The following is a 17,390-nucleotide window of genomic DNA, read 5'->3' on the forward strand; positions in this document are numbered from 1 at the left end:
TATCTGCGCCAAGCATAGGGAATCACATCATACGTGATCTGGGAATCCTGAATCTGAAAGCCCGCGACACGCTCTAAAAGCGCTATCGCTGGTGATGAACGCGATCATCGACGCCCATCATTACGAGGAACCTGTCATCTTTGTCAGAGAGGATTGGGCCAGCCGCGCCGCCTATAATCCAAAAAGCGACAATCCCAATCGCTGGTGGAATAATGGCAAAGGGTTGCCGGATCGGATTGCGTGATCAGCGCGGCAATGGGTTGCTGCCGGACTTATAGGCGGACCAATCGGTGATTTCGGGGTAATACATATTCCGCCACGCCTTTACCCGTGGGTGCATCACACGCCGCCAGAGTCTGGGCGACAGCGCGGCCATGGTCATCAGCGGATAGCCATAGGGCAGTTGCGGGGCTTCATCCTCTGTATAGGTTTGCAGCAGTGGAAACCGGCGGGCTGGCTTGTAGTGATGGTCCGAATGGCGTTGCAGGTTGATCAGCAGCCAGTTCGATGCTTTTTGCGCTGCGTTCCAAGAATGGCGCGGCATGACGTGTTCGTATTTCCCATCGCCCAGATGTTTGCGTGTCAGCGCATAATGTTCGACGTAATTGACTAGTTCCAGCTGGAACACGGCCCAAAAGGCCTGCGTGGCAAACAAAAACACACCCCACCAGCCGCCGATCAGCGCCGCAATCAGGACAAACCCGCCCTCCAGCGCCCAGTACCGCCAGAACGGATTGGACAGGTGTGTCCAAGGCAGCCCCTTGCGTGCCAGCATCGTCTTTTCGGCATTGAACGCCGACACCAAGCATTGCACCAGAACGCGCGGAAAGAAGCGCCAAAAGCTTTCCCCATAGCGCGCTGTTACCGGGTCGCGGGGGGTGCCGACATAGCGATGGTGCACCAGCAAATGCTCTGACCGGAAATGACCGTAAAGTACGGAACACATGAGGATATCGGCCATCCAGCGTTCGATCCGTGGCTTTTGATGCATCAATTCATGCGCATAGGTAATCCCGATTGTGCCAGACAAAATGCCCAGCCCTGCGAACAGCCCCCATTGTTCGACCCCGGTCAAATGATCCGTCTGGCCGACATAGATCATCAATCCGAAAATCGTGACCAGTTGGACGGGCACCCATAAAAGCGTGATCAGACGGTACCAGTACAACTGATTTTCAGGTGTTTCGGGGTCTGGGTTTTTCGTGTTCAGCCCGGTGACGAAATCCAGCCCTGAAAACAAATACCAGGTCGAAGCTGGCAAGAGCAGAATATACCAGCACCCCTGCATCGCTATGAAGATCGCCAGCGGGACCAGCCCCAAGGACATCCAAAAGGGCAGCGCGGCCGCCAAACGGTCGATCCGGGGTGCATCGGGTGTCGCTCTCATAACCGTCCTTTCGAATTCTGAGCTTGCGCTGTCAGGTCATTCGAAAAGGTTAAGCCCAGCGTCGTCACGGCTCAACCATGGCGTAGCGTCGCAGCGGCCAGATCATAGACCTTGCGCATCGCTGTGGGCAGGGCGGCGGGGCTGAAATCATGTTGCGATAGGAACTGCCCCCGATCCGGCTTTGCGTCTGTGGGAACCGTTGCGGTCATAATCTTTAGTCGCAGGTGAAAATGGGTGAATGTGTGCCGTGCTTCGTCATTCAGCGCGGTCCACTCGGCAGTAAGGGGTGGGGCAGGGGGGGGATCATCCGACCATTCCGACCCCGGCCAACCCAGCATACCGCCCAAGAGCCCGCTGTCGGGCCGTGTTTCCAACAGCCACGCCCCATCACTGCGCCGGACAACATAGGCGATCCCGTACCGCGTCGGCGTTTTTTTCTTAGGTATCTTTTTAGGTAACTCCGCCACCGTTCCTGCCGCACGCGCCGCACAAGGGCCTCGCCACGGGCAAATGCCACAGGCGGGACTGCGCGGTGTGCAGATTGTCGCCCCAAGGTCCATGACCGCCTGCGCGTAATCGCCCGGTCGCGCCAAAGGGGTCAGGTCCCGCGCCCTATCGGTCAGCAGCGGTTTCGATCCGGGCAGCGGGACATGAATGTCATAAAGCCGCGCCATGACCCGTTCCACATTGCCATCCACCACGGTTTCAGGCTGGTCAAAAGCGATGGCTGCAATCGCGGCAGCGGTATAGGGCCCGACACCTGGCAGCGTCAGCAACGTCTCGTAATCGCCGGGAAAAACGCCGCCGTGATCGGAAACCACGGCACGGGCGCATTTCAGCAGGTTGCGCGCGCGGGCGTAGTAGCCCAGGCCGGCCCAGGCCGCCATCACCTGCGCGTCATCTGCCGCCGCCAACGCGCCGACTGTCGGCCAAAGCCCCATGAACTTGCGATGATAATCGCGCACGGCGGCGACGGTCGTCTGCTGCAACATGACCTCTGACATCCAGACGGCATAAGGATCAGGCAGCACGCCTGCCTTGCGATCAGCCGGACCCACCCGCCACGGCATGCTACGCGCATGAATGTCATACCAGGCCAAAAGCTCTGCACTGAGGTCACGCAATCTTTATTTACCCTTCATTTCTGATCCCCTGACTTGGCGCATCAGGTGGCATAGACTAGAGCATAGATATGAAACAGCCACGGCATCCCAATACAACCCGCGGATTTTCCCGGGCGGCCACTTTGGTCCAGTCGCGCATCCGCAAGGCCAGCGAAGAGCGGGGCTTTGCTGTGACCCGCCTGTTGACCCATTGGGCCGAGGTGGTGGGCGAAGCGACAGCGCAGATTGCGACGCCGGTCAACGTAAGCTATGGCAAAGGCGGCATGGGCGCGACGCTGAGCCTGCTGACCACCGGCGCACAGGCCCCGATGCTGGAAATGCAGAAAGAACAGATCCGCGACAAGGTGAATGCCTGCTATGGCTATCGCGCGATTGCACGGGTGCGGATCACCCAGACGGCGCCCACCGGATTTGCAGACGGGCGGGTTGCTTTTGCAGCGGCACCGAAAGCCGCCAAGATCATTGACCCCGCCGTGCAGTCAGAAGCGAAAAGCCTATCTGAAAACGTGCAGAACACAGACTTGCGTCAGGCGCTTGCGGCGCTGGGTGCAAATGTCCTATCCAAACGAAAACCCTGAGCAGAGGTAAATATGAAACGCAGAACTCTTTTGACCGCAGGTGGCGGTGCGCTGGTGGCCCTTGGCGCAGGCTGGATGATCTCGCGTCCCGATGCGCCCAATCCGCTATTGCCCGGTGCAGCAAATGCCCAGGCCGCCGAAGGCACATTGCCCCAGATTACCGATATGGTGCAGGGCAACCCTGACGCTGCGGTTGAAGTGATTGAATATGCGTCGTTCACCTGCCCGCATTGCGCGTCGTTTCATGCCAACGCGTATCAATCGCTGAAGGCCAATTACATCGACACAAACAAAATCCGCTTTGTGTATCGTGAGGTGTATTTTGATCGTCCCGGTCTTTGGGCATCTATGATTGCGCGCTGCGCGGAAACGCCTGAGTTCTTTTTCGGTTTCGCCGGTCTGCTTTATGAAAAGCAGCGTGAATGGCTGGCCAGTGGTGACCCGGCAGGGGTGATCGACGCGCTGCGCACCATGGGTAAAACCGCCGGGTTGAGCGATGCCGATCTGGACGCCTGCCTGAGCGATGCCGCGAAGGCCGAGGCGCTTTATACCTGGTATCAGGACAATGCTGCGCAGGACGGGGTCAACTCTACCCCAAGCTTCATGATCAACGGCGAGAAATATTCGAATATGGCATATGACGAATTCGCCAGCGTTCTGGATGAAAAGCTGAGCTGATGAAGCCCCTCTCTGGGCTGAAAGTTGTGGAACTGGCGCGGGTCCTTGCGGGCCCGTTTGCCGGTCAGACCCTTGCCGATCTGGGGGCCGAGGTGATCAAGGTCGAATCCCCGCAAGGGGATGAGACCCGCCAATGGGGTCCCCCTTTCGTGGCACACGACGGCGCAGAAAGTGCGGCCTATTTCCACTGCTGCAATCATGGCAAACGCTCGGTCGTCATTGATTTTCGCACGCCCGAAGGGCAGCGCCAGGTCCGCGATCTGGTCGCTGATGCGGATATCCTGATCGAGAATTTCAAAGTCGGCGGGCTTGCCAAATACGGGTTGGATTACACCAGTCTTTCGACGCTCAACCCGCGTTTGATTTATTGCTCTATCACGGGGTTCGGGCAGGATGGCCCTTATGCCGGTCGCGCGGGCTACGATTATATCATTCAGGGCATGTCAGGTCTGATGTCAGTCACCGGAGAGCCGGACAGCCAGCCGCAAAAAGTGGGCGTGGCTGTCGTGGATATCTTTACCGGCATCTATACAAGCACGGCCATTCTGGCGGCTGTCCAGCAGCGCCACACCACCGGTACCGGCCAGCATATTGATATGGCGCTGATGGATGTGGCCACGGCTGTCATGGCCAATCAGGCGATGAACTATCTCGCCACGGGTAATGCTCCGCAACGGATGGGCAACGCACATCCGAATATCGTTCCCTATCAGGTATTTGACTGCGCCGATGGGCATGTGATCATCGCCTGCGGCAATGACGGGCAGTTTCGCCAATTTTGCAGTCTGCTGAATGTGCCAGAGTTTGCCGATGATCCGGCCTATGCGACCAACCCCGCAAGGTTGAAGAACCGTGCGGATCTGGTGCGTTTGTTAATGGCCGAAACAGGTAAACATACAAAGGCAGAACTGTTGGCCGCATGTGACGCGCATGGTGTGCCAGCCGGTCCGATCAACGATCTGGCGGAAACCTTTGCCGATCCGCAGGTGGTGCATCGCGGTTTGCAGGTTGATCTGGATGGCGTGCCATCGGTGCGCCTGCCGATCCGGTTTTCGGATGCAGATGTGACGCCTGACCGCCCGTCGCCCCGGTTGGGCAAAGATCAGGACTTGCTGGGTTAAAGCTTGAGCCGATCCAGCACCGCATCAAGCGGGGCCCAGTCCAGTAACTGCAACCGGACCGGTAAGGTCAGCACCTTCATCCGAAAACTGTCAGGCAGCCGGACGGCATCTTTTTCTGTCGTGACAAGCTGGGCACGGCGGGTCTGTGCCTCGATCTCCAGCCGTTTCATCAGCGCCTGGGTCAACGGCTGGTGATCTGACAGCGATTCGGCCCGCACAATGTCGGCCCCCATGTCGCGCAGGGTCAGAAAGAACTTTTCCGGGTGCCCGATCCCTGCAAAAGCCAGCAGCCGCAGATCGCGCCACGGCATCCCGGTGGGCAGCGGGGCCAGATGGGCTGTCAGATGCGGGATTGTGAAGGTCCAGTTTTGCGCGAATGTATCCTGCGCGGCGGGCGGCCCGATGGACAGGACAAGATCGGCACGGGCCAGCCCAACCTGAACAGGCTCGCGCAGCGGTCCCGCCGGAATCACCCGACCGTTGCCAAAACCGCGCATGGCATCCACCACGATGATCGACAGATCCTTGGCCACACTTGGGTTCTGAAACCCGTCATCCAGCAAGATCACATCTGCGCCCGCCTCTGCGGCCTGTTGCACACCGGCGGCCCGGTCCCGTGCCACCCAAGTTGGGGCGAAGGCCGCAAGCAGAAGGGGTTCGTCACCGGTTTGCGCGGCCTTATGCGTGCGTTCATCCACCTGCACCGGACCCGTCAGCGTACCGCCATAGCCGCGCGATACCACATGCGGATTGCGCCCGCGCGCCTTGAGCCGCTCGATCAGCGCGATGGTGGTCGGCGTCTTGCCGGTGCCGCCTGCGTTCAGATTGCCGATGCAGATCACGGGCACCGATGCTTGATAAGGCGTGCCAGTTTTTAAACGCCGTGCGGTCGCAGCCGCGTAAAGCGCCCCAAGCGGCTGGAGTAGCCGCGCCAAAAATGCGGGCCGCGCAGGTTGGGTGAACCAGAAATCAGGGGCGCGCATCTAGTGGCCCAGCTCTTCCAGCCGGCTTTGCAGATAGGCGGCGATACGGTTGGTCACATCCGCCCCGCGCGAGGTCACATCCCAACCCGCATGGGCCAATTCGGCTGTCTTATCCGCTGAAAGCAGATATTCCACCGCCGGCCCGAGGTCATTGCCAGACCGCAGCAGACGCGAGGCCCCGGCAGCGTTCAACCGTGCTGCATGGCGTTGATAGGGCGCAACCTGTGGCCCATAAAGAACGGCTGACCCCAGCGATGTTGCCTCAAACGGATCCCGGCAACCGCCGCCATGCAGCGTGCCGCCCAGATAAGTGATGGGGGCCACCCGGTACCAAAGCCCCAGTTCTTCTTCCGTGTCGATGATATAAACCTGCGTGGGTTCGTTAGGCTGCTCTTCGCGTGAGCGGCGCTTGACGTGGAACCCTTCTGCCCGCATGCGACGGGCGAATTCGATTGCCTCATCGGGGTTGGCAGGCACAATGACAAGAAGTAGCCGATGGGTCCGGTGGCTGGCCTTGCGATGGGCGCGGGCAATATCCTTGCTGTCATTCAACTGTGCCGCCGCCGCCAGCCAGACCGGCCGCGTGCCGATGGCATCGGTGAATTCCTGTCGTTCCGTATCGTCGCAGGGCAGCGCGGGTTCACAATCTTCCATCGCGCCCATCACCAGCACGACATCCTGCGGTGCGCCGGCGCGGACCAGCCTGTCTGCCGCGTTGCCATCCAGCGCCAGGACGGCTTCGAATTGTGACAAGAGCGAGCGCATCGCGCCGGGGACCCAACCGCCTGCGATCGCCTCCAGCCCCTCGCCATTCGCGTCGACAAGAATGCAGTGCATATTGGCGGCGTGCAGCTCTTGCAGCAGGATCGTGTCCAGATCGCCGCGCACCCAGATCGTCATCGCTGGTTTCCAGTGGTCGATGAACGAACGAATGCCGTCCTTGCCTACCGGTTCAGGCAGCGCCTTGGCATTGGGGACCTTGTGCCGATCACGTAGCGTGGCGATGATATGGATCGGATCGCCATCTTCCGAGACCTTCCGACCCAATGTTCTGATTGCCGTCAATTGGTCAGGATGGCTGCAACGCGCCCAAATCACAACACCCGGAGGTCTGTCCGGCTGTGCCATTGATCCGACCGGGCGCTCGTTTGCGCCAAGCCCGGCCAGATAGGCGGCAATGGTCAGGGAACGTGCCATCTTCGTGGGTCCGCAGGGCGCTTAGTTGCCCAGTTCCTCGGTTGGGGAGGCTTCGGTTTCTTCGTCCCGCAGCCGGTGAATATGCGCAATGAAATAACGCATATGGGCATTGTCCACCGTGCGCTGTGCCGCGCTTTTCCACGCGTCAAAGGCGCTTTCGTAGTTCGGGAACATGCCCACGATGTCGATGTCATCGACATTTTTGAACGCATTCTTGGTCGGATCGACAAGTTCGCCGCCAAAGACGAGATGCAGCCGCTGAGTCATACCAATACCTTTGTTGAGTGATTTCCTGTTCGCACCCTAGGGTTTTGCGCGCGGCGGCTCAAGACGATCCGCAAGTCCTGCATGCAATTCTGGTCCGGCGGCGATAACGCCGGGAAGCTGCGGATGTGCGTTGTTAAACAAAAGCGGCCGTTTGTTCGCATCAGTGACGATGGCACCGGCCTCTGCCGCGATCAGGGCACCTGCGGCAATGTCCCATTCCCAACTGTCCCGCAGGGTGATCATCCCGTCGAACCGCCCCTGCGCCACCAGACATAAACGATACGCGAGCGATGATCGAAAAGCGCGTTTGATCGGGGGTGCGCCGCCCCGCCAATGATCGTCTGCAAAATTGGGCCTTGTTCCCAAAACCGTTGCGCCTTGCAATGCCGAAGCGGTGACGCGCGCGGGCTGATCATTCACATGCGCGCCACCCCCGATTTCTGCGCTGAACATCAGATCGCGGATCGGCAGATACACTGCCGCCGCAATGACCCGCCCATTTTCCACAATCGCCAGTGAATGCGCCCAGTCCCGGTTCCCTTCGATAAAGGCGCGGGTGCCATCGATCGGGTCAATCACGAATTGTCGGTTTGTACTCAGGCGCGCCGCCCCGTCTTCGGTTTCCTCGGACAGCCAGCCATAATCAGGCCGCGCGGCCTGCAGGCTGCTTTCCAGCATCGCGTTGACCGCCAGATCAGCCTCTGTCACCGGTCCGCCGCCGTCCGGTTTATTCGTGACGCCGGGGGCGTTCTTGAAATAGCGGGTCGCGATGTCGCCCGCGTCCCGTGCGGCGCGGACCAGCAGGTCGAGATCAGTTTCCGGCAAGTGTCAGCCCCTCGACGAGCAGCGACGGAACCACGCGGGACAGGTGCAAACGCGCATCATTGGCCGGGATGATCGACATGAGCATGTCGCGCAAATTACCCGCCACAGTGCATTCATTAACCGGATAGGTGATTTCGCCGTTTTCCACCCAGAACCCTGCCGCACCGCGAGAATAGTCGCCTGTGTTCGGGTTGATCGTGGATCCGATCATCGACGTCACCAATAGCCCGGTGCCCATCTGTTTGATCAGATCGTCACGGCTTTGGCCACCTTGTGTCAGCGCGACATTGGTCAAGGCAGGCGATGGGGGGGCGCTGGTGCCGCGGGCTGCATTCGCAGTGCTATCCATGCCCAGCTTGCGTCCGGTCGCAAGGTCGAGTGTCCAGCCGATGAGCATCCCGTCATCAACGATGGCCCGTTTGGCCGTTGCCAATCCTTCGGCATCAAAACGCCTTGCGCTGGGGGTGCGCGGCCTATGCGGATCCTCGACCAAGGACAGCCCCTTTGGCAGAACCTGTTGGCCGATAGCATCGCGCAACCAACTCGAACCGCGTGCGATCATCGTGCCGTTCACCGCCTGTAGCAGGCTACCGATCAGGGAACTGGCAACGCGTTCATCGAACAGAACCGGATAGGCACCAGTCTTTGGCTTGCGCGCGCCCATCCGCTCCACAGCGCGGGCGGCAGCGACCATGCCAATTTCTTCGGCATCACGCAGGTCGGATTGGTAGACGCGGCTATCATAGTCATAATCCCGCTCCATGCCCGTGCCGGTTCCGCTGATTGCAACACAGGAAAGACCCCGTTCGGTTCGGGCGTAACCCGCCGAAAACCCGTTGCTTGCAGCCATATGAATGCGGCGACGACTGTAACTGGACGCGGCGGACTGGACCTGTGTGACATCTGCGTTGCGCAAGGCAGCAGCCTCAGCCCGGATCGCCTCTTCTTGCAACATCGCCGGGTCGGGTTCATTCGCCGGGTCGTAGATATCAAGCGCAGCGCAGTCTGTATCCCGGGTCAGCTGCGATGGATCGGCGAGACCGGCATGGGGGTCTTCAGGGGCTTCGCGCGCCATCGCCACAGCCCGTTCGGCCATCTGCACAAAGGTTTCAGGTTTGGTGTCAGATGAAGACACACAAGCCTGCCGTTGACGAACAAACACACGCAGGCCCACATCCACGCCTTCAGACCGATCCGCCTGCTCCAGCGCGCCATCACGAACACTAATGGAAATCGACGTGCCATCCACAGCAATCGCATCAGCAGCATCCGCCCCGGTGCGACGGGCGACATCCAAAAGCTGCTGGGCAAAGTCAGAAAGGGTATCAGTCATGGGCCATCCTTTGTTGCCCATGACCTAGTGTGCACTGCCGTAGGCCGCAAGCCTGTCTGAGCCGGCCATCATTCACTTGCGTATGGCATTTTTGAGTTACTCAAATGAAAAGCGCTACTGTGGATGCCAGGTTCTGCGACTGAAACACGTTGTTTTTCCGCAAAATCAGCTTAAAGCAAACCTTCACTGCACAATCCCCCAATGGTTGCTTTGACCCTCTACCTCATCCGGCGGCAGCCTCTGCGCGCTTCATTTTCTGGTGGTCGTCTTCGATCGTGCCGACTTTCCAATAGCCGGAAATATAACAATCCTCTTTGGGCATGGCGCGGGTGATCAGTAACTCATGACGTAGGGCTTTGATCAGACTGCTTTCGCCCGCGATGCACGTCTGTGTGCAACTGTCTGTCGACGCCATCGATGTCACCAGATCCATGATGTGATCTTGCGCGATCTGTGGATCCGGCGTTGTGATCCAGTGGCAGACCATTCCTTCTGGAATACGGAAATTCTGTTTGTCGTCCGCATGATTGATCTGAAAAATGGCCGTTCCGATGGCATCGTCCGGCATGGCCTCCAATGTTGCAGCGGCAACGGGAATGGCCGACATATCCGCTATGACAAGATAGTCGTCAGCGTAAAATGATTTTACCTTGACGGGTCCCGGTCCTGCGAAACCGCAGAATGCTCCGGGTGCAGCGCGACGCGCCCAGGCAGAGGCAGGCCCCGCATCACCATGGTCGACAAAATCAATGTCCATCTCGCAAGCATTCTGCCGCATCTGGCGGATGGTATATGTTCGGACTGCAGGGCGTGGCCCTTCTGCGAGCTGTGCTGCAAATGCTTGTCGGTTTTGATCCATGCCCGGCAAGAACAATTTGCAATTGGCCCCATGGCAATCTGGGTTCATCGCCGCAATTTCCGGTGCCGTGAGTGTCACCCGGATCATGTTCGGCGTCAGATGCCAAGCTGCCACAACGGTCAGCATAAGGGGCGTCTTCTTGGGCTGTTTTGTCATTGTCAGGCTTTCGATGTTGTGGGGCGTCTGATCTGGATGCAGCCTATTCTACTGCCCGGTGATTTCGACGCTGAAACGTGTTTGCGCCCCAGTCGGAGGCGTTGGGAAAGGGGCCGCGCGCTGCACGACTTGCACGGCCATTTGATCAAGTTGCGCGTTGCCAGAGCTTTGCGCCACAGAAACCGCCGAAAGGCTACCACCGGTTGTGATGCTGAACGAAACCATGACGGCCCCGCGCGCATTGGTATTGGGTTTGCGGACCCGTGAAATACGGCGCATGACTTGGCCGGGATAGTTTGTCGCGGCTTGCGAATTAGCCGCCGTTTGCGCAGGCTTTGCGTTTTGTGCATTGGAACCGCTGGTTGTTGCGGTGGCTTGCGGTGCTGTATTGGATGCGGCCCCTGCACTGGCGTTCTGTGTCGCATTGCCCCGCGGCGCAGGGGCTGCCTCAGCAATTGCGGGCTTTGGTGCAAGCCCCTCAGGCCGGCGCGCTGGACGCTGTGAGGTGAGAACCCTGCCGGGATCAAGCACTGTTGCTGTGATCATTTCAGTCGGTGCAGGCGCTGGGGCGATTGATTCCGTGGGTGATACCGTTGATGCGGCCGCAACCACAGCGGTCGGGCCTGATTGCACTGCCGGTATGGTTGATATTGCCGGTGTCTGCGCCCTTTCGGTCGGTTGCGCCACTGGCGGTGCTTCTGACGCGATTGGTTGCACGGTCGCTGTCGTTTCAGTCGTTATCACGCCCTTGATCACGCCGGTCGCGAGATCCGCAAAGGCGTTCCCCTGTTTGACCTCAACCGCCGCACCGCTTGCAGCGATTGCGACTGGTTCCGATTGGAAAATGACCGCCCCCCCAGCGATGTGCAAACCCAGAGCACATGCCGCACAAGCAATGAACACAGGCCGGGATGATGCTATCATTGCGCGGCCCTTTCTGTTGCAATCACAACGCTTTCAACATCGGCGGCACGCAATGCGGCAGCAATCTCAAGCAAAGTTTTCGCTGGGAGATTTTCGTCCGGGATCACCCGAACGGTTGCGCGTTGATCCACGTTGCGCCCGGCAAGATAGGCCGTCACATCACTAACGGCTTGCCCATTTGCCGAAAGAGCGCCGTCAGGAAACACAACAAGCCCGTCTGGTGGGGCAGACAGGTCAAGATCAGCGGTATTCACCAGCGCCAGATCCGGATCCAGTTGGGGCGCCACGGTTCCTGCAATCAAGAAGAAGATCAGCATCAAGAACACGACGTTGATCAAGGCTATCGTCGGCTCTTTTTGTGTTTTGACGCGGTGGGTTTTCATGACGGCACCAAGACGTTCACAGAGACATCCGGCAGGCCACGCAGGGCGACAAGCACATCCGTGAGCCGTTGCGATGATACATCCAGGGTCAACGCGATGAGCAATTGAACTTCGGTTTGCAGGGCGGGTGCGCTGCGTAAGCTCTCAAGCGTCACGTCGTCGCCATTCAAGGTAACAGCGTCCTGCGTGACCCGTAGGAATAATGGGGGCTGGGTTGTCGGTTCTGCGTTACCCGCGGTGCCGATTGGCAAAGGGACTTCTGCGAATTTCGAGAATGTCGAAGACAGCATGAAAAACAGCAAGAGCAAGAAGATGACATCAATGAGTGAGGTCATCGATAGTCGCCGTCTCTTGCGTTTAACGCGCATGACGCACCGCAGGTGACAACAATGTGCGGATCGCCTTTTCTGCGATTACGCGGTCTGCGTCGATACGTTGTTCCAGCCACGACAGGATCACCGACGTCGGCATCGCAACGGCCAAGCCAACAGCCGTTGTCAGCAAAGCCACCCAAATGCCACCTGCGAGGATGGATGGGTCGACCTGATCGCCAGCTTGTTGCAAGGCCTGAAACGCTGAGATCATGCCAAGTACGGTCCCGAATAACCCCAGCAACGGGGCAAGCTGGGCAATGTTGTCCAAAAACCGAAACCCGCGTTCCAAGAGCAGAAAACGAACCTCTATGTCCGCGTCTAGCCGTGCCGCCACGACGTTTGTGTCGGATTCAGAGACGTCGATGCCTGATATCAAGACGGGTGCAAGATAGCTTTTACTTGCGCGCAATTGTTCATGGATGCCTTTATCTATGCCCCTGTCCCATTCTGACAGGGCCAGCATGACATCGCGATGCCGTCCCACCCCCGCCGCGCGAAACTGCCAAACTTTATACAGGATCACGGCCACAGAAATCACCGAGGCCACGAGCAACGTGGCCACAACGGGCCCACCGGTTTCGATGATGTTGTGTAGTGGCGCGATCAGTCTATCCCACATCAACCCAGCACCTCAATCTGTGTGCGTGTTCGCAGGTCCAACGTATTGATGCAAAGACCCGCGTCTGGGGCTTCGCACGTGACCGCGCCGTTGATAAGCAAGCGGCCCAATCCATCACATCCCAAACCCGGCACATCAAATTGCCGGATCCGGGGGCGGTTGCTGGGCAATGCCCCAAAGTCGAAAAGGGTCAATTGATTGACCGACCCGTCCACGTTGAAAAGCACCGTTTCAAAGACGACTGCTTCAATGTCCTGGGGGTGTTCGTTCGTGACCATGAAAGAGAGACGGCAGGCCGTGTCCATTGTCTCGGCTGTGTTAAGCTCAACGATCAGTTTGGGATCAACTGTGTCCTCTTGCGCCGCGACAGATGTCGCGACGCAAGCAAGCAGAACTGAGGTCTGAAGTTTTTTGATGCCAAACATCAGAAGGTCCGCGACACTGTCAGTTTGACATTCCGACCGGGTGCCGGGCGGGTCGCCAGAGAGGATGTATAATCCAGATCTGCAAGGTTTTCGATGCCGAGACGAATTTCGGTATCCGTTAAAATGCCAGACTGCGGAATGTAGGTTGCCCGGACGTTGTGAACGGCGAATGCATCTGTTGTTTCATCGTTTCGCTTGATTTCCGCGTCAGCAATGATTTCCCAACTCAGGTCGAGTTCGCGGCCAAATTTGCGCCCCAATGTCAGGCCGATACTATTAGCTGGGACGTTACGCCAATCTGCCGTGGTGCCATCTTTACGGAATTCGGTCCCTTCGACGAAGTTGGCGTTGGCATCCATGTAATATCCGCTTTCCAACGTATAAGACCCTTCGATTTCGACACCTTCGGTTTCAACGCGATCCGGAATAACACCTCTTTGGCCCTCTACAGTGTAAGACGTGATGTCATCGGTCGTCGTTTGGTAAATGTTGGTTTTGAAAGACAGTTCATCACCGGATGCGAACACGTCAATCTGGTTGTAGGAGCCACCGATTTCGTAGGTTGTGGATTTTTCGCTCTGCTCCATTAATTCTGTCGAGTCGAGATCATCGATAATCGGGAGGCTTTCGGTGTAAGCCGCACTTCCGAAAACTGCAAAGCCGTCGCCGAATGCATATCGCACCGACAGCCCGCCCATCAAAGCATCGTTTTCAAATGACCGATCATTTGAAGCTGTTGATCCTTCGATACTGGATGTTTCGTAGCGTAGGGCTGGGGTAATCGACAAGGAATCACCGATCTCCATTTCATCAACGACGAAAACGGCGATACGGTTATCGGTGCCACCCGGAGCTGAATTCGCATCCAGACGTTCTTTTCGGATCAGTTCCACCCCGGCCAGCAGGCTGTGGTTGACGCTGCCTGTGTCGAAAAGGCTGGTATTGGATACGTTCAGTTTTGTAGTTTCATATTTGTGATCTGCATTCACCGTGAGAAAGCCCCCGTCCGGGAACGGAGACGGGCATAATGCAGGATCAGCTTCACATGTGGAGCTACCATCAACGTATTCTTGATCAATCTGGTCGCTTGCATAGGACAATGTGACGGTCAAATCGACCAGATCGTTACCAATCGGGGCGTAGGCATACTGTAGGCTGGCCGTATCCGATTGCGTTTCGCGATCAACGTTGCCAAAAGTACCGCCTGTCGTGTCAAACGTATCGTACGGCACATCGTTTTCGTCGGTCACTGTCGTGTTGTATGAAAACGTGAGTGATTGATCACTGTTCTGGCCAAAGCTGTAACGGCCTTTGATAAGGCCAGTTGGCAGATCAAAGGCGCTCGCGCCAATCGTGTCGCCGGCCCCATCGATTTGGTCGTCTTGTTCACGCGTCGTTAAGTTTGCCAGAAATTCAAGGTTCTCGGTTGGTTGCCACGCAAGAATGGTGGAACTGGCGATGCCATCGCCATTCGATGAGAATTGCAATGTTTGCCGGACATTAAAGCCCACTTCGCCATTTGTGAAATCGGATGCATCCACAGTTTCCAACTGAACGAGACCTCCGACAATGCCCGACCCATATGCAAAGCTGCCGACAGTGCCCCGGATCACTTCAACAGACCGAAATAGCGCAGGGTCAGTGAAAAGCTGCGTACCAATACGGTACAGTTCTTCTGAGCCGACAGACGCACCGTCAACGATAACTGCAACCTTTTGGTCGGTGCCGTATACGCTATTCGCACCGTAGCCACGAATGTTGATGCCTGACCCCTGCGGTGTGCTGCCGTTAACAAGGCTGACGCCCGGAACGGAATCGATCAGTTCCGCGATTGTGTCAGCTTGCCGGTCATTGATTTCGTCTTGATCAACAACAGTGATCGGTGTCGCTGTATCGGTTTGGACATCACGCTTGCTGTCACCTAATTGGACCGTGCCCAGGAATTCGGCTTCTTGCGCGGTCGCTGTCTGCGCCAATACGACATAGGCAATGATGCTGGCGGTATTGCGCAAACGCGCGCGTGCTCTCGACGTGGCCACTTTGATAATCCTCTCATAAGCTGGCAGATGCGAAAGCTTGCTAAGGGCTGGCGACGCGAAAATTGTTGATAGGTGCAGGTTTGATGTTGCACCATTGCGCCAGTTGCTATTAATCCCTATTAAAACTGTCAACTACTATCCTGTGCGCTCGGTTCGCAGGAAACAGCCAGGCCATTGCATTCCCGCCCAGCCATTTCTTTTTGATGTTAAGAAACGAAAGGCTGCCCTTATGTCACAAGGCATTCATCCCGACGAAATAAAGGCGCAATGTGCCGACAACCCAAAGACGCGCGAGCGCGACCTTGCGGCGAAACTGGGGATCAGTGAGGCCGCCTTGGTTGCAGCGCACGTTGGCGATACGGTCACACGAATCGATGCGCATCCAGATGGCATTATGGCCGCGGCGCAGGAATTGGGCGAAGTGATGGCGCTGACCCGCAACGAAAGCTGCGTAAACGAAAAGATCGGTGTCTACGACAATTACCATTCTGGGGCGCATGCCTCTATGGTGCTGACGCCTGACATTGATCTGCGTATTTTCCCGTCGCACTGGCAACATGCGTTTATGGTTGAAAAGCAGACGGACGAAGCTGTGCGTCGGAGCATCCAGATCTTCGATGCCGCTGGCGACGCGGTGCATAAGATTTATCTGCGAAACGAAGATGGCTTTAAAGTCTGGGGCAAGATCGCTGATCGCCTGCGCAGTGATGATCAGGGCCAGACTGTTGCGGTATCGCCGCGCGTGCCCCCCGAAACGCCGAAAGCTGATATTGCTAAGGTGGATATCTTGCGCAAGGAATGGAAAGCCATGACTGACACCCATCAGTTCATGCGTTTGACATCAAAGTTAAAGATGAACCGGCTTGGCGCCTACCGTATCGCGGGTGAACCTTTCGTGCGCGCGCTTGCCGTCACCGCACTAGATGATGCGCTGCAAGCGATTGCTGGCACGGACATCGCACCAATGATCTTCACCGGAAACAAGGGATGTATTCAAATCCATTCCGGTCCGATCAAGACGTTGAAGCCAATGGGACCATGGCAAAACATCATGGACCCCGGATTTAACCTGCACCTGCGGACAGATCATATTGCTGAAGTCTGGGCCGTGGAAAAACCCACGCAACGCGGTCCCGCAGTATCAATTGAGGCGTTCGATGCACATGGTGCATTGATCACCCAGATCTTTGCCGTTGGCAAAGAAGGCCAAGACAGCCGCCCGGCATGGGCGAAAGTGATTGCGTCCTTGCCAAGCTTGACTGAAATGGAGACCATGTAATGCGCATGTTCTCCCTCTTGGCAGCTGTCTTGCTGCCAACCGCCCTATGCGCAGACGGTGCGAAAAACGTTTTATCCATCGGGGGATCAGTCACGGAAATCATTTACGCATTGGGTGAAGGCGATCGCCTTATCGCCCGCGACTCGACCTCGGGTTTTCCCGTCGCAGCAGCAGCACTACCTGATGTTGGCTATATGCGGGCACTGTCGCCCGAAGGGGTGCTTGCTGTATCACCGGGCCTTATTATCTCAGAAGAGGGTGCCGGGCCGCCGGAAACAATTGCTGTGCTGGAAAGTGCCAATATTCCCTTTATCACAGTGCCTGATGAATACTCGCGGGCTGGTATCATTGCCAAAGTTCGCGCTGTCGGTGACGCGCTGGATGTGTCCGAAGTGGCGCAAACGCTGGTGCAAGATCTGGATGCCAAACTGCAGGTTGCAGAAAAAACCGCGCAAAATCAAGCAGGTGACACCCCCAAACGCGTGCTCTTTATCCTGAGCACACAAGGGGGGCGGATCATGGCATCGGGTCAGAACACGGCTGCACATGGGATCATCACTATGGCAGGGGCCATGAACGTGATCACCGAATTTGAAGGCTACAAGCCGTTGAGCGACGAGGCGATCAGCGCCGCTGCGCCCGATGTCATCTTGATGATGGACCGTACTGACGATCATGGTGCTGCCAATGAAGTACTGTTCGCGATGCCAGCACTGGCCGGGACACCTGCGGCACAAAACGATGCGGTGGTACGGATGGACGGAGCGTATCTGCTTGGGTTTGGTCCACGCACGGCCGATGCTATTCTTGACCTGAACGCCGCCCTCTACGGGGGCTGA

The 17,390-nt window shown here is 57.5% G+C and carries 20 protein-coding genes; 6 read left to right on the forward strand and 14 right to left on the reverse strand.

Annotated elements, in window-relative coordinates:
• Positions 1-91 precede the first annotated feature (91 nt).
• Entirely contained in the window at positions 92-244 is a 153-nt protein-coding gene (locus ACJ5NV_RS12375; protein WP_411644118.1) for a hypothetical protein, read from the forward strand.
• Here ACJ5NV_RS12375 and ACJ5NV_RS12380 read toward each other — a convergent pair whose 3' ends face one another.
• Together ACJ5NV_RS12380 and mutY are read right to left on the reverse strand one after the other, a co-directional pair.
• Positions 245-1,387 carry an alkane 1-monooxygenase gene (locus tag ACJ5NV_RS12380; RefSeq protein WP_411644119.1) on the reverse strand — a complete coding sequence of 381 codons (1,143 nt, stop codon included), beginning with the start codon at positions 1,385-1,387 and terminating at the stop codon, positions 245-247.
• A 71-nt stretch (positions 1,388-1,458) separates the two neighbouring features.
• Entirely contained in the window at positions 1,459-2,511 is a 1,053-nt protein-coding gene (gene mutY, locus ACJ5NV_RS12385; RefSeq protein WP_411644120.1) for an A/G-specific adenine glycosylase, read from the reverse strand.
• Positions 2,512-2,579: 68 nt separating this feature from the next.
• Between mutY and ACJ5NV_RS12390 the strand changes: the two genes are divergently transcribed.
• Genes ACJ5NV_RS12390 through ACJ5NV_RS12400 form a run of 3 tightly spaced genes read left to right on the forward strand, consistent with a single transcriptional unit; the run spans position 2,580 to position 4,888 of the window.
• Entirely contained in the window at positions 2,580-3,089 is a 510-nt protein-coding gene (locus ACJ5NV_RS12390; RefSeq protein ID WP_411644122.1) for a DUF721 domain-containing protein, read from the forward strand.
• A 12-nt stretch (positions 3,090-3,101) separates the two neighbouring features.
• Positions 3,102-3,767 (forward strand): DsbA family protein, encoded by a 666-nt coding sequence (locus ACJ5NV_RS12395; RefSeq protein ID WP_411644124.1) that lies wholly within the window; start codon positions 3,102-3,104, stop codon positions 3,765-3,767.
• Positions 3,764-4,888, forward strand: a complete 1,125-nt coding sequence (locus ACJ5NV_RS12400) for a CaiB/BaiF CoA transferase family protein (RefSeq protein ID WP_411644360.1) — start codon at positions 3,764-3,766, stop codon at positions 4,886-4,888. Before ACJ5NV_RS12395 ends, ACJ5NV_RS12400 begins: the two co-directional genes overlap by 4 nt.
• On the opposite strand, the gene lpxK is transcribed toward ACJ5NV_RS12400, so the two are convergent.
• The 12 genes from lpxK to ACJ5NV_RS12460 all read right to left on the reverse strand — a co-directional run bounded on the left by lpxK (position 4,885) and on the right by ACJ5NV_RS12460 (position 15,272).
• Entirely contained in the window at positions 4,885-5,871 is a 987-nt protein-coding gene (lpxK, locus tag ACJ5NV_RS12405; protein ID WP_411644126.1) for a tetraacyldisaccharide 4'-kinase, read from the reverse strand. The two genes, ACJ5NV_RS12400 and lpxK, sit on opposite strands and share 4 nt — an antisense overlap.
• Positions 5,872-7,068 (reverse strand): 3-deoxy-D-manno-octulosonic acid transferase, encoded by a 1,197-nt coding sequence (locus ACJ5NV_RS12410; protein ID WP_411644128.1) that lies wholly within the window; start codon positions 7,066-7,068, stop codon positions 5,872-5,874. It abuts the gene before it with no gap.
• 21 nt (positions 7,069-7,089) lie between these two features.
• Complete coding sequence (locus ACJ5NV_RS12415) at positions 7,090-7,335, reverse strand: DUF4170 domain-containing protein (protein WP_411644130.1); 246 nt, start codon at positions 7,333-7,335, stop codon at positions 7,090-7,092.
• Positions 7,336-7,371: 36 nt separating this feature from the next.
• Positions 7,372-8,160 (reverse strand): 3'(2'),5'-bisphosphate nucleotidase CysQ, encoded by a 789-nt coding sequence (locus ACJ5NV_RS12420; protein ID WP_411644131.1) that lies wholly within the window; start codon positions 8,158-8,160, stop codon positions 7,372-7,374.
• A complete protein-coding gene (locus ACJ5NV_RS12425) occupies positions 8,147-9,493 on the reverse strand; it encodes a TldD/PmbA family protein (protein WP_411644133.1) in 1,347 nt (448 codons plus the stop codon). Before ACJ5NV_RS12425 ends, ACJ5NV_RS12420 begins: the two co-directional genes overlap by 14 nt.
• A 223-nt stretch (positions 9,494-9,716) precedes the next feature.
• A complete protein-coding gene (locus ACJ5NV_RS12430; RefSeq protein WP_411644134.1) occupies positions 9,717-10,508 on the reverse strand; it encodes a siderophore-interacting protein in 792 nt (263 codons plus the stop codon).
• 48 nt (positions 10,509-10,556) lie between these two features.
• Positions 10,557-11,432, reverse strand: coding sequence for a cell envelope integrity protein TolA (locus ACJ5NV_RS12435; protein ID WP_411644136.1), 876 nt, complete (start codon positions 11,430-11,432; stop codon positions 10,557-10,559).
• Positions 11,429-11,815: an ExbD/TolR family protein gene (locus ACJ5NV_RS12440; RefSeq protein WP_411644138.1), complete on the reverse strand. Its 387-nt coding sequence runs from the start codon at positions 11,813-11,815 to the stop codon at positions 11,429-11,431. The genes ACJ5NV_RS12435 and ACJ5NV_RS12440 overlap by 4 nt, the downstream gene beginning before the upstream one ends.
• A complete protein-coding gene (locus ACJ5NV_RS12445; RefSeq protein ID WP_411644139.1) occupies positions 11,812-12,150 on the reverse strand; it encodes a biopolymer transporter ExbD in 339 nt (112 codons plus the stop codon). Before ACJ5NV_RS12445 ends, ACJ5NV_RS12440 begins: the two co-directional genes overlap by 4 nt.
• A gap of 22 nt (positions 12,151-12,172) precedes the next feature.
• Complete coding sequence (locus tag ACJ5NV_RS12450) at positions 12,173-12,808, reverse strand: MotA/TolQ/ExbB proton channel family protein (RefSeq protein WP_411644140.1); 636 nt, start codon at positions 12,806-12,808, stop codon at positions 12,173-12,175.
• Entirely contained in the window at positions 12,808-13,233 is a 426-nt protein-coding gene (locus ACJ5NV_RS12455; RefSeq protein WP_411644141.1) for a hypothetical protein, read from the reverse strand. Before ACJ5NV_RS12455 ends, ACJ5NV_RS12450 begins: the two co-directional genes overlap by 1 nt.
• A complete protein-coding gene (locus tag ACJ5NV_RS12460; RefSeq protein WP_411644143.1) occupies positions 13,233-15,272 on the reverse strand; it encodes a TonB-dependent receptor domain-containing protein in 2,040 nt (679 codons plus the stop codon). Before ACJ5NV_RS12460 ends, ACJ5NV_RS12455 begins: the two co-directional genes overlap by 1 nt.
• Positions 15,273-15,501: 229 nt before the next feature.
• On the opposite strand from ACJ5NV_RS12460, the gene ACJ5NV_RS12465 reads away from it, so the two are divergent.
• Both ACJ5NV_RS12465 and ACJ5NV_RS12470 read left to right on the forward strand, forming a co-directional pair.
• Positions 15,502-16,551 (forward strand): hemin-degrading factor, encoded by a 1,050-nt coding sequence (locus ACJ5NV_RS12465; RefSeq protein ID WP_411644144.1) that lies wholly within the window; start codon positions 15,502-15,504, stop codon positions 16,549-16,551.
• A complete protein-coding gene (locus ACJ5NV_RS12470) occupies positions 16,551-17,390 on the forward strand; it encodes a heme/hemin ABC transporter substrate-binding protein (protein ID WP_411644146.1) in 840 nt (279 codons plus the stop codon). Before ACJ5NV_RS12465 ends, ACJ5NV_RS12470 begins: the two co-directional genes overlap by 1 nt.

The organism is Loktanella agnita (genome assembly GCF_046640325.1).
GTDB classification, from domain to species: Bacteria; Pseudomonadota; Alphaproteobacteria; order Rhodobacterales; family Rhodobacteraceae; genus Yoonia; species Yoonia agnita.

Excerpts from the sequence above, each read along its gene's own strand:
- ACJ5NV_RS12390 (WP_411644122.1), top strand. The coding sequence starts at position 2,580 with ATGAAACAGCCACGGCATCCCAATACAACCCGCGGATTTTCCCGGGCG.
- ACJ5NV_RS12430 (WP_411644134.1), bottom strand. The coding sequence starts at position 10,508 with ATGACAAAACAGCCCAAGAAGACGCCCCTTATGCTGACCGTTGTGGCA.
- ACJ5NV_RS12395 (WP_411644124.1), top strand. The coding sequence starts at position 3,102 with ATGAAACGCAGAACTCTTTTGACCGCAGGTGGCGGTGCGCTGGTGGCC.
- ACJ5NV_RS12465 (WP_411644144.1), top strand. The coding sequence starts at position 15,502 with ATGTCACAAGGCATTCATCCCGACGAAATAAAGGCGCAATGTGCCGAC.
- ACJ5NV_RS12470 (WP_411644146.1), top strand. The coding sequence starts at position 16,551 with ATGCGCATGTTCTCCCTCTTGGCAGCTGTCTTGCTGCCAACCGCCCTA.
- ACJ5NV_RS12410 (WP_411644128.1), bottom strand. The coding sequence starts at position 7,068 with ATGGCACGTTCCCTGACCATTGCCGCCTATCTGGCCGGGCTTGGCGCA.
- ACJ5NV_RS12380 (WP_411644119.1), bottom strand. The coding sequence starts at position 1,387 with ATGAGAGCGACACCCGATGCACCCCGGATCGACCGTTTGGCGGCCGCG.
- ACJ5NV_RS12435 (WP_411644136.1), bottom strand. The coding sequence starts at position 11,432 with ATGATAGCATCATCCCGGCCTGTGTTCATTGCTTGTGCGGCATGTGCT.
- ACJ5NV_RS12425 (WP_411644133.1), bottom strand. The coding sequence starts at position 9,493 with ATGACTGATACCCTTTCTGACTTTGCCCAGCAGCTTTTGGATGTCGCC.
- lpxK (WP_411644126.1), bottom strand. The coding sequence starts at position 5,871 with ATGCGCGCCCCTGATTTCTGGTTCACCCAACCTGCGCGGCCCGCATTT.
- ACJ5NV_RS12440 (WP_411644138.1), bottom strand. The coding sequence starts at position 11,815 with ATGAAAACCCACCGCGTCAAAACACAAAAAGAGCCGACGATAGCCTTG.
- ACJ5NV_RS12455 (WP_411644141.1), bottom strand. The coding sequence starts at position 13,233 with ATGTTTGGCATCAAAAAACTTCAGACCTCAGTTCTGCTTGCTTGCGTC.
- ACJ5NV_RS12450 (WP_411644140.1), bottom strand. The coding sequence starts at position 12,808 with ATGTGGGATAGACTGATCGCGCCACTACACAACATCATCGAAACCGGT.
- ACJ5NV_RS12415 (WP_411644130.1), bottom strand. The coding sequence starts at position 7,335 with ATGACTCAGCGGCTGCATCTCGTCTTTGGCGGCGAACTTGTCGATCCG.
- ACJ5NV_RS12445 (WP_411644139.1), bottom strand. The coding sequence starts at position 12,150 with ATGACCTCACTCATTGATGTCATCTTCTTGCTCTTGCTGTTTTTCATG.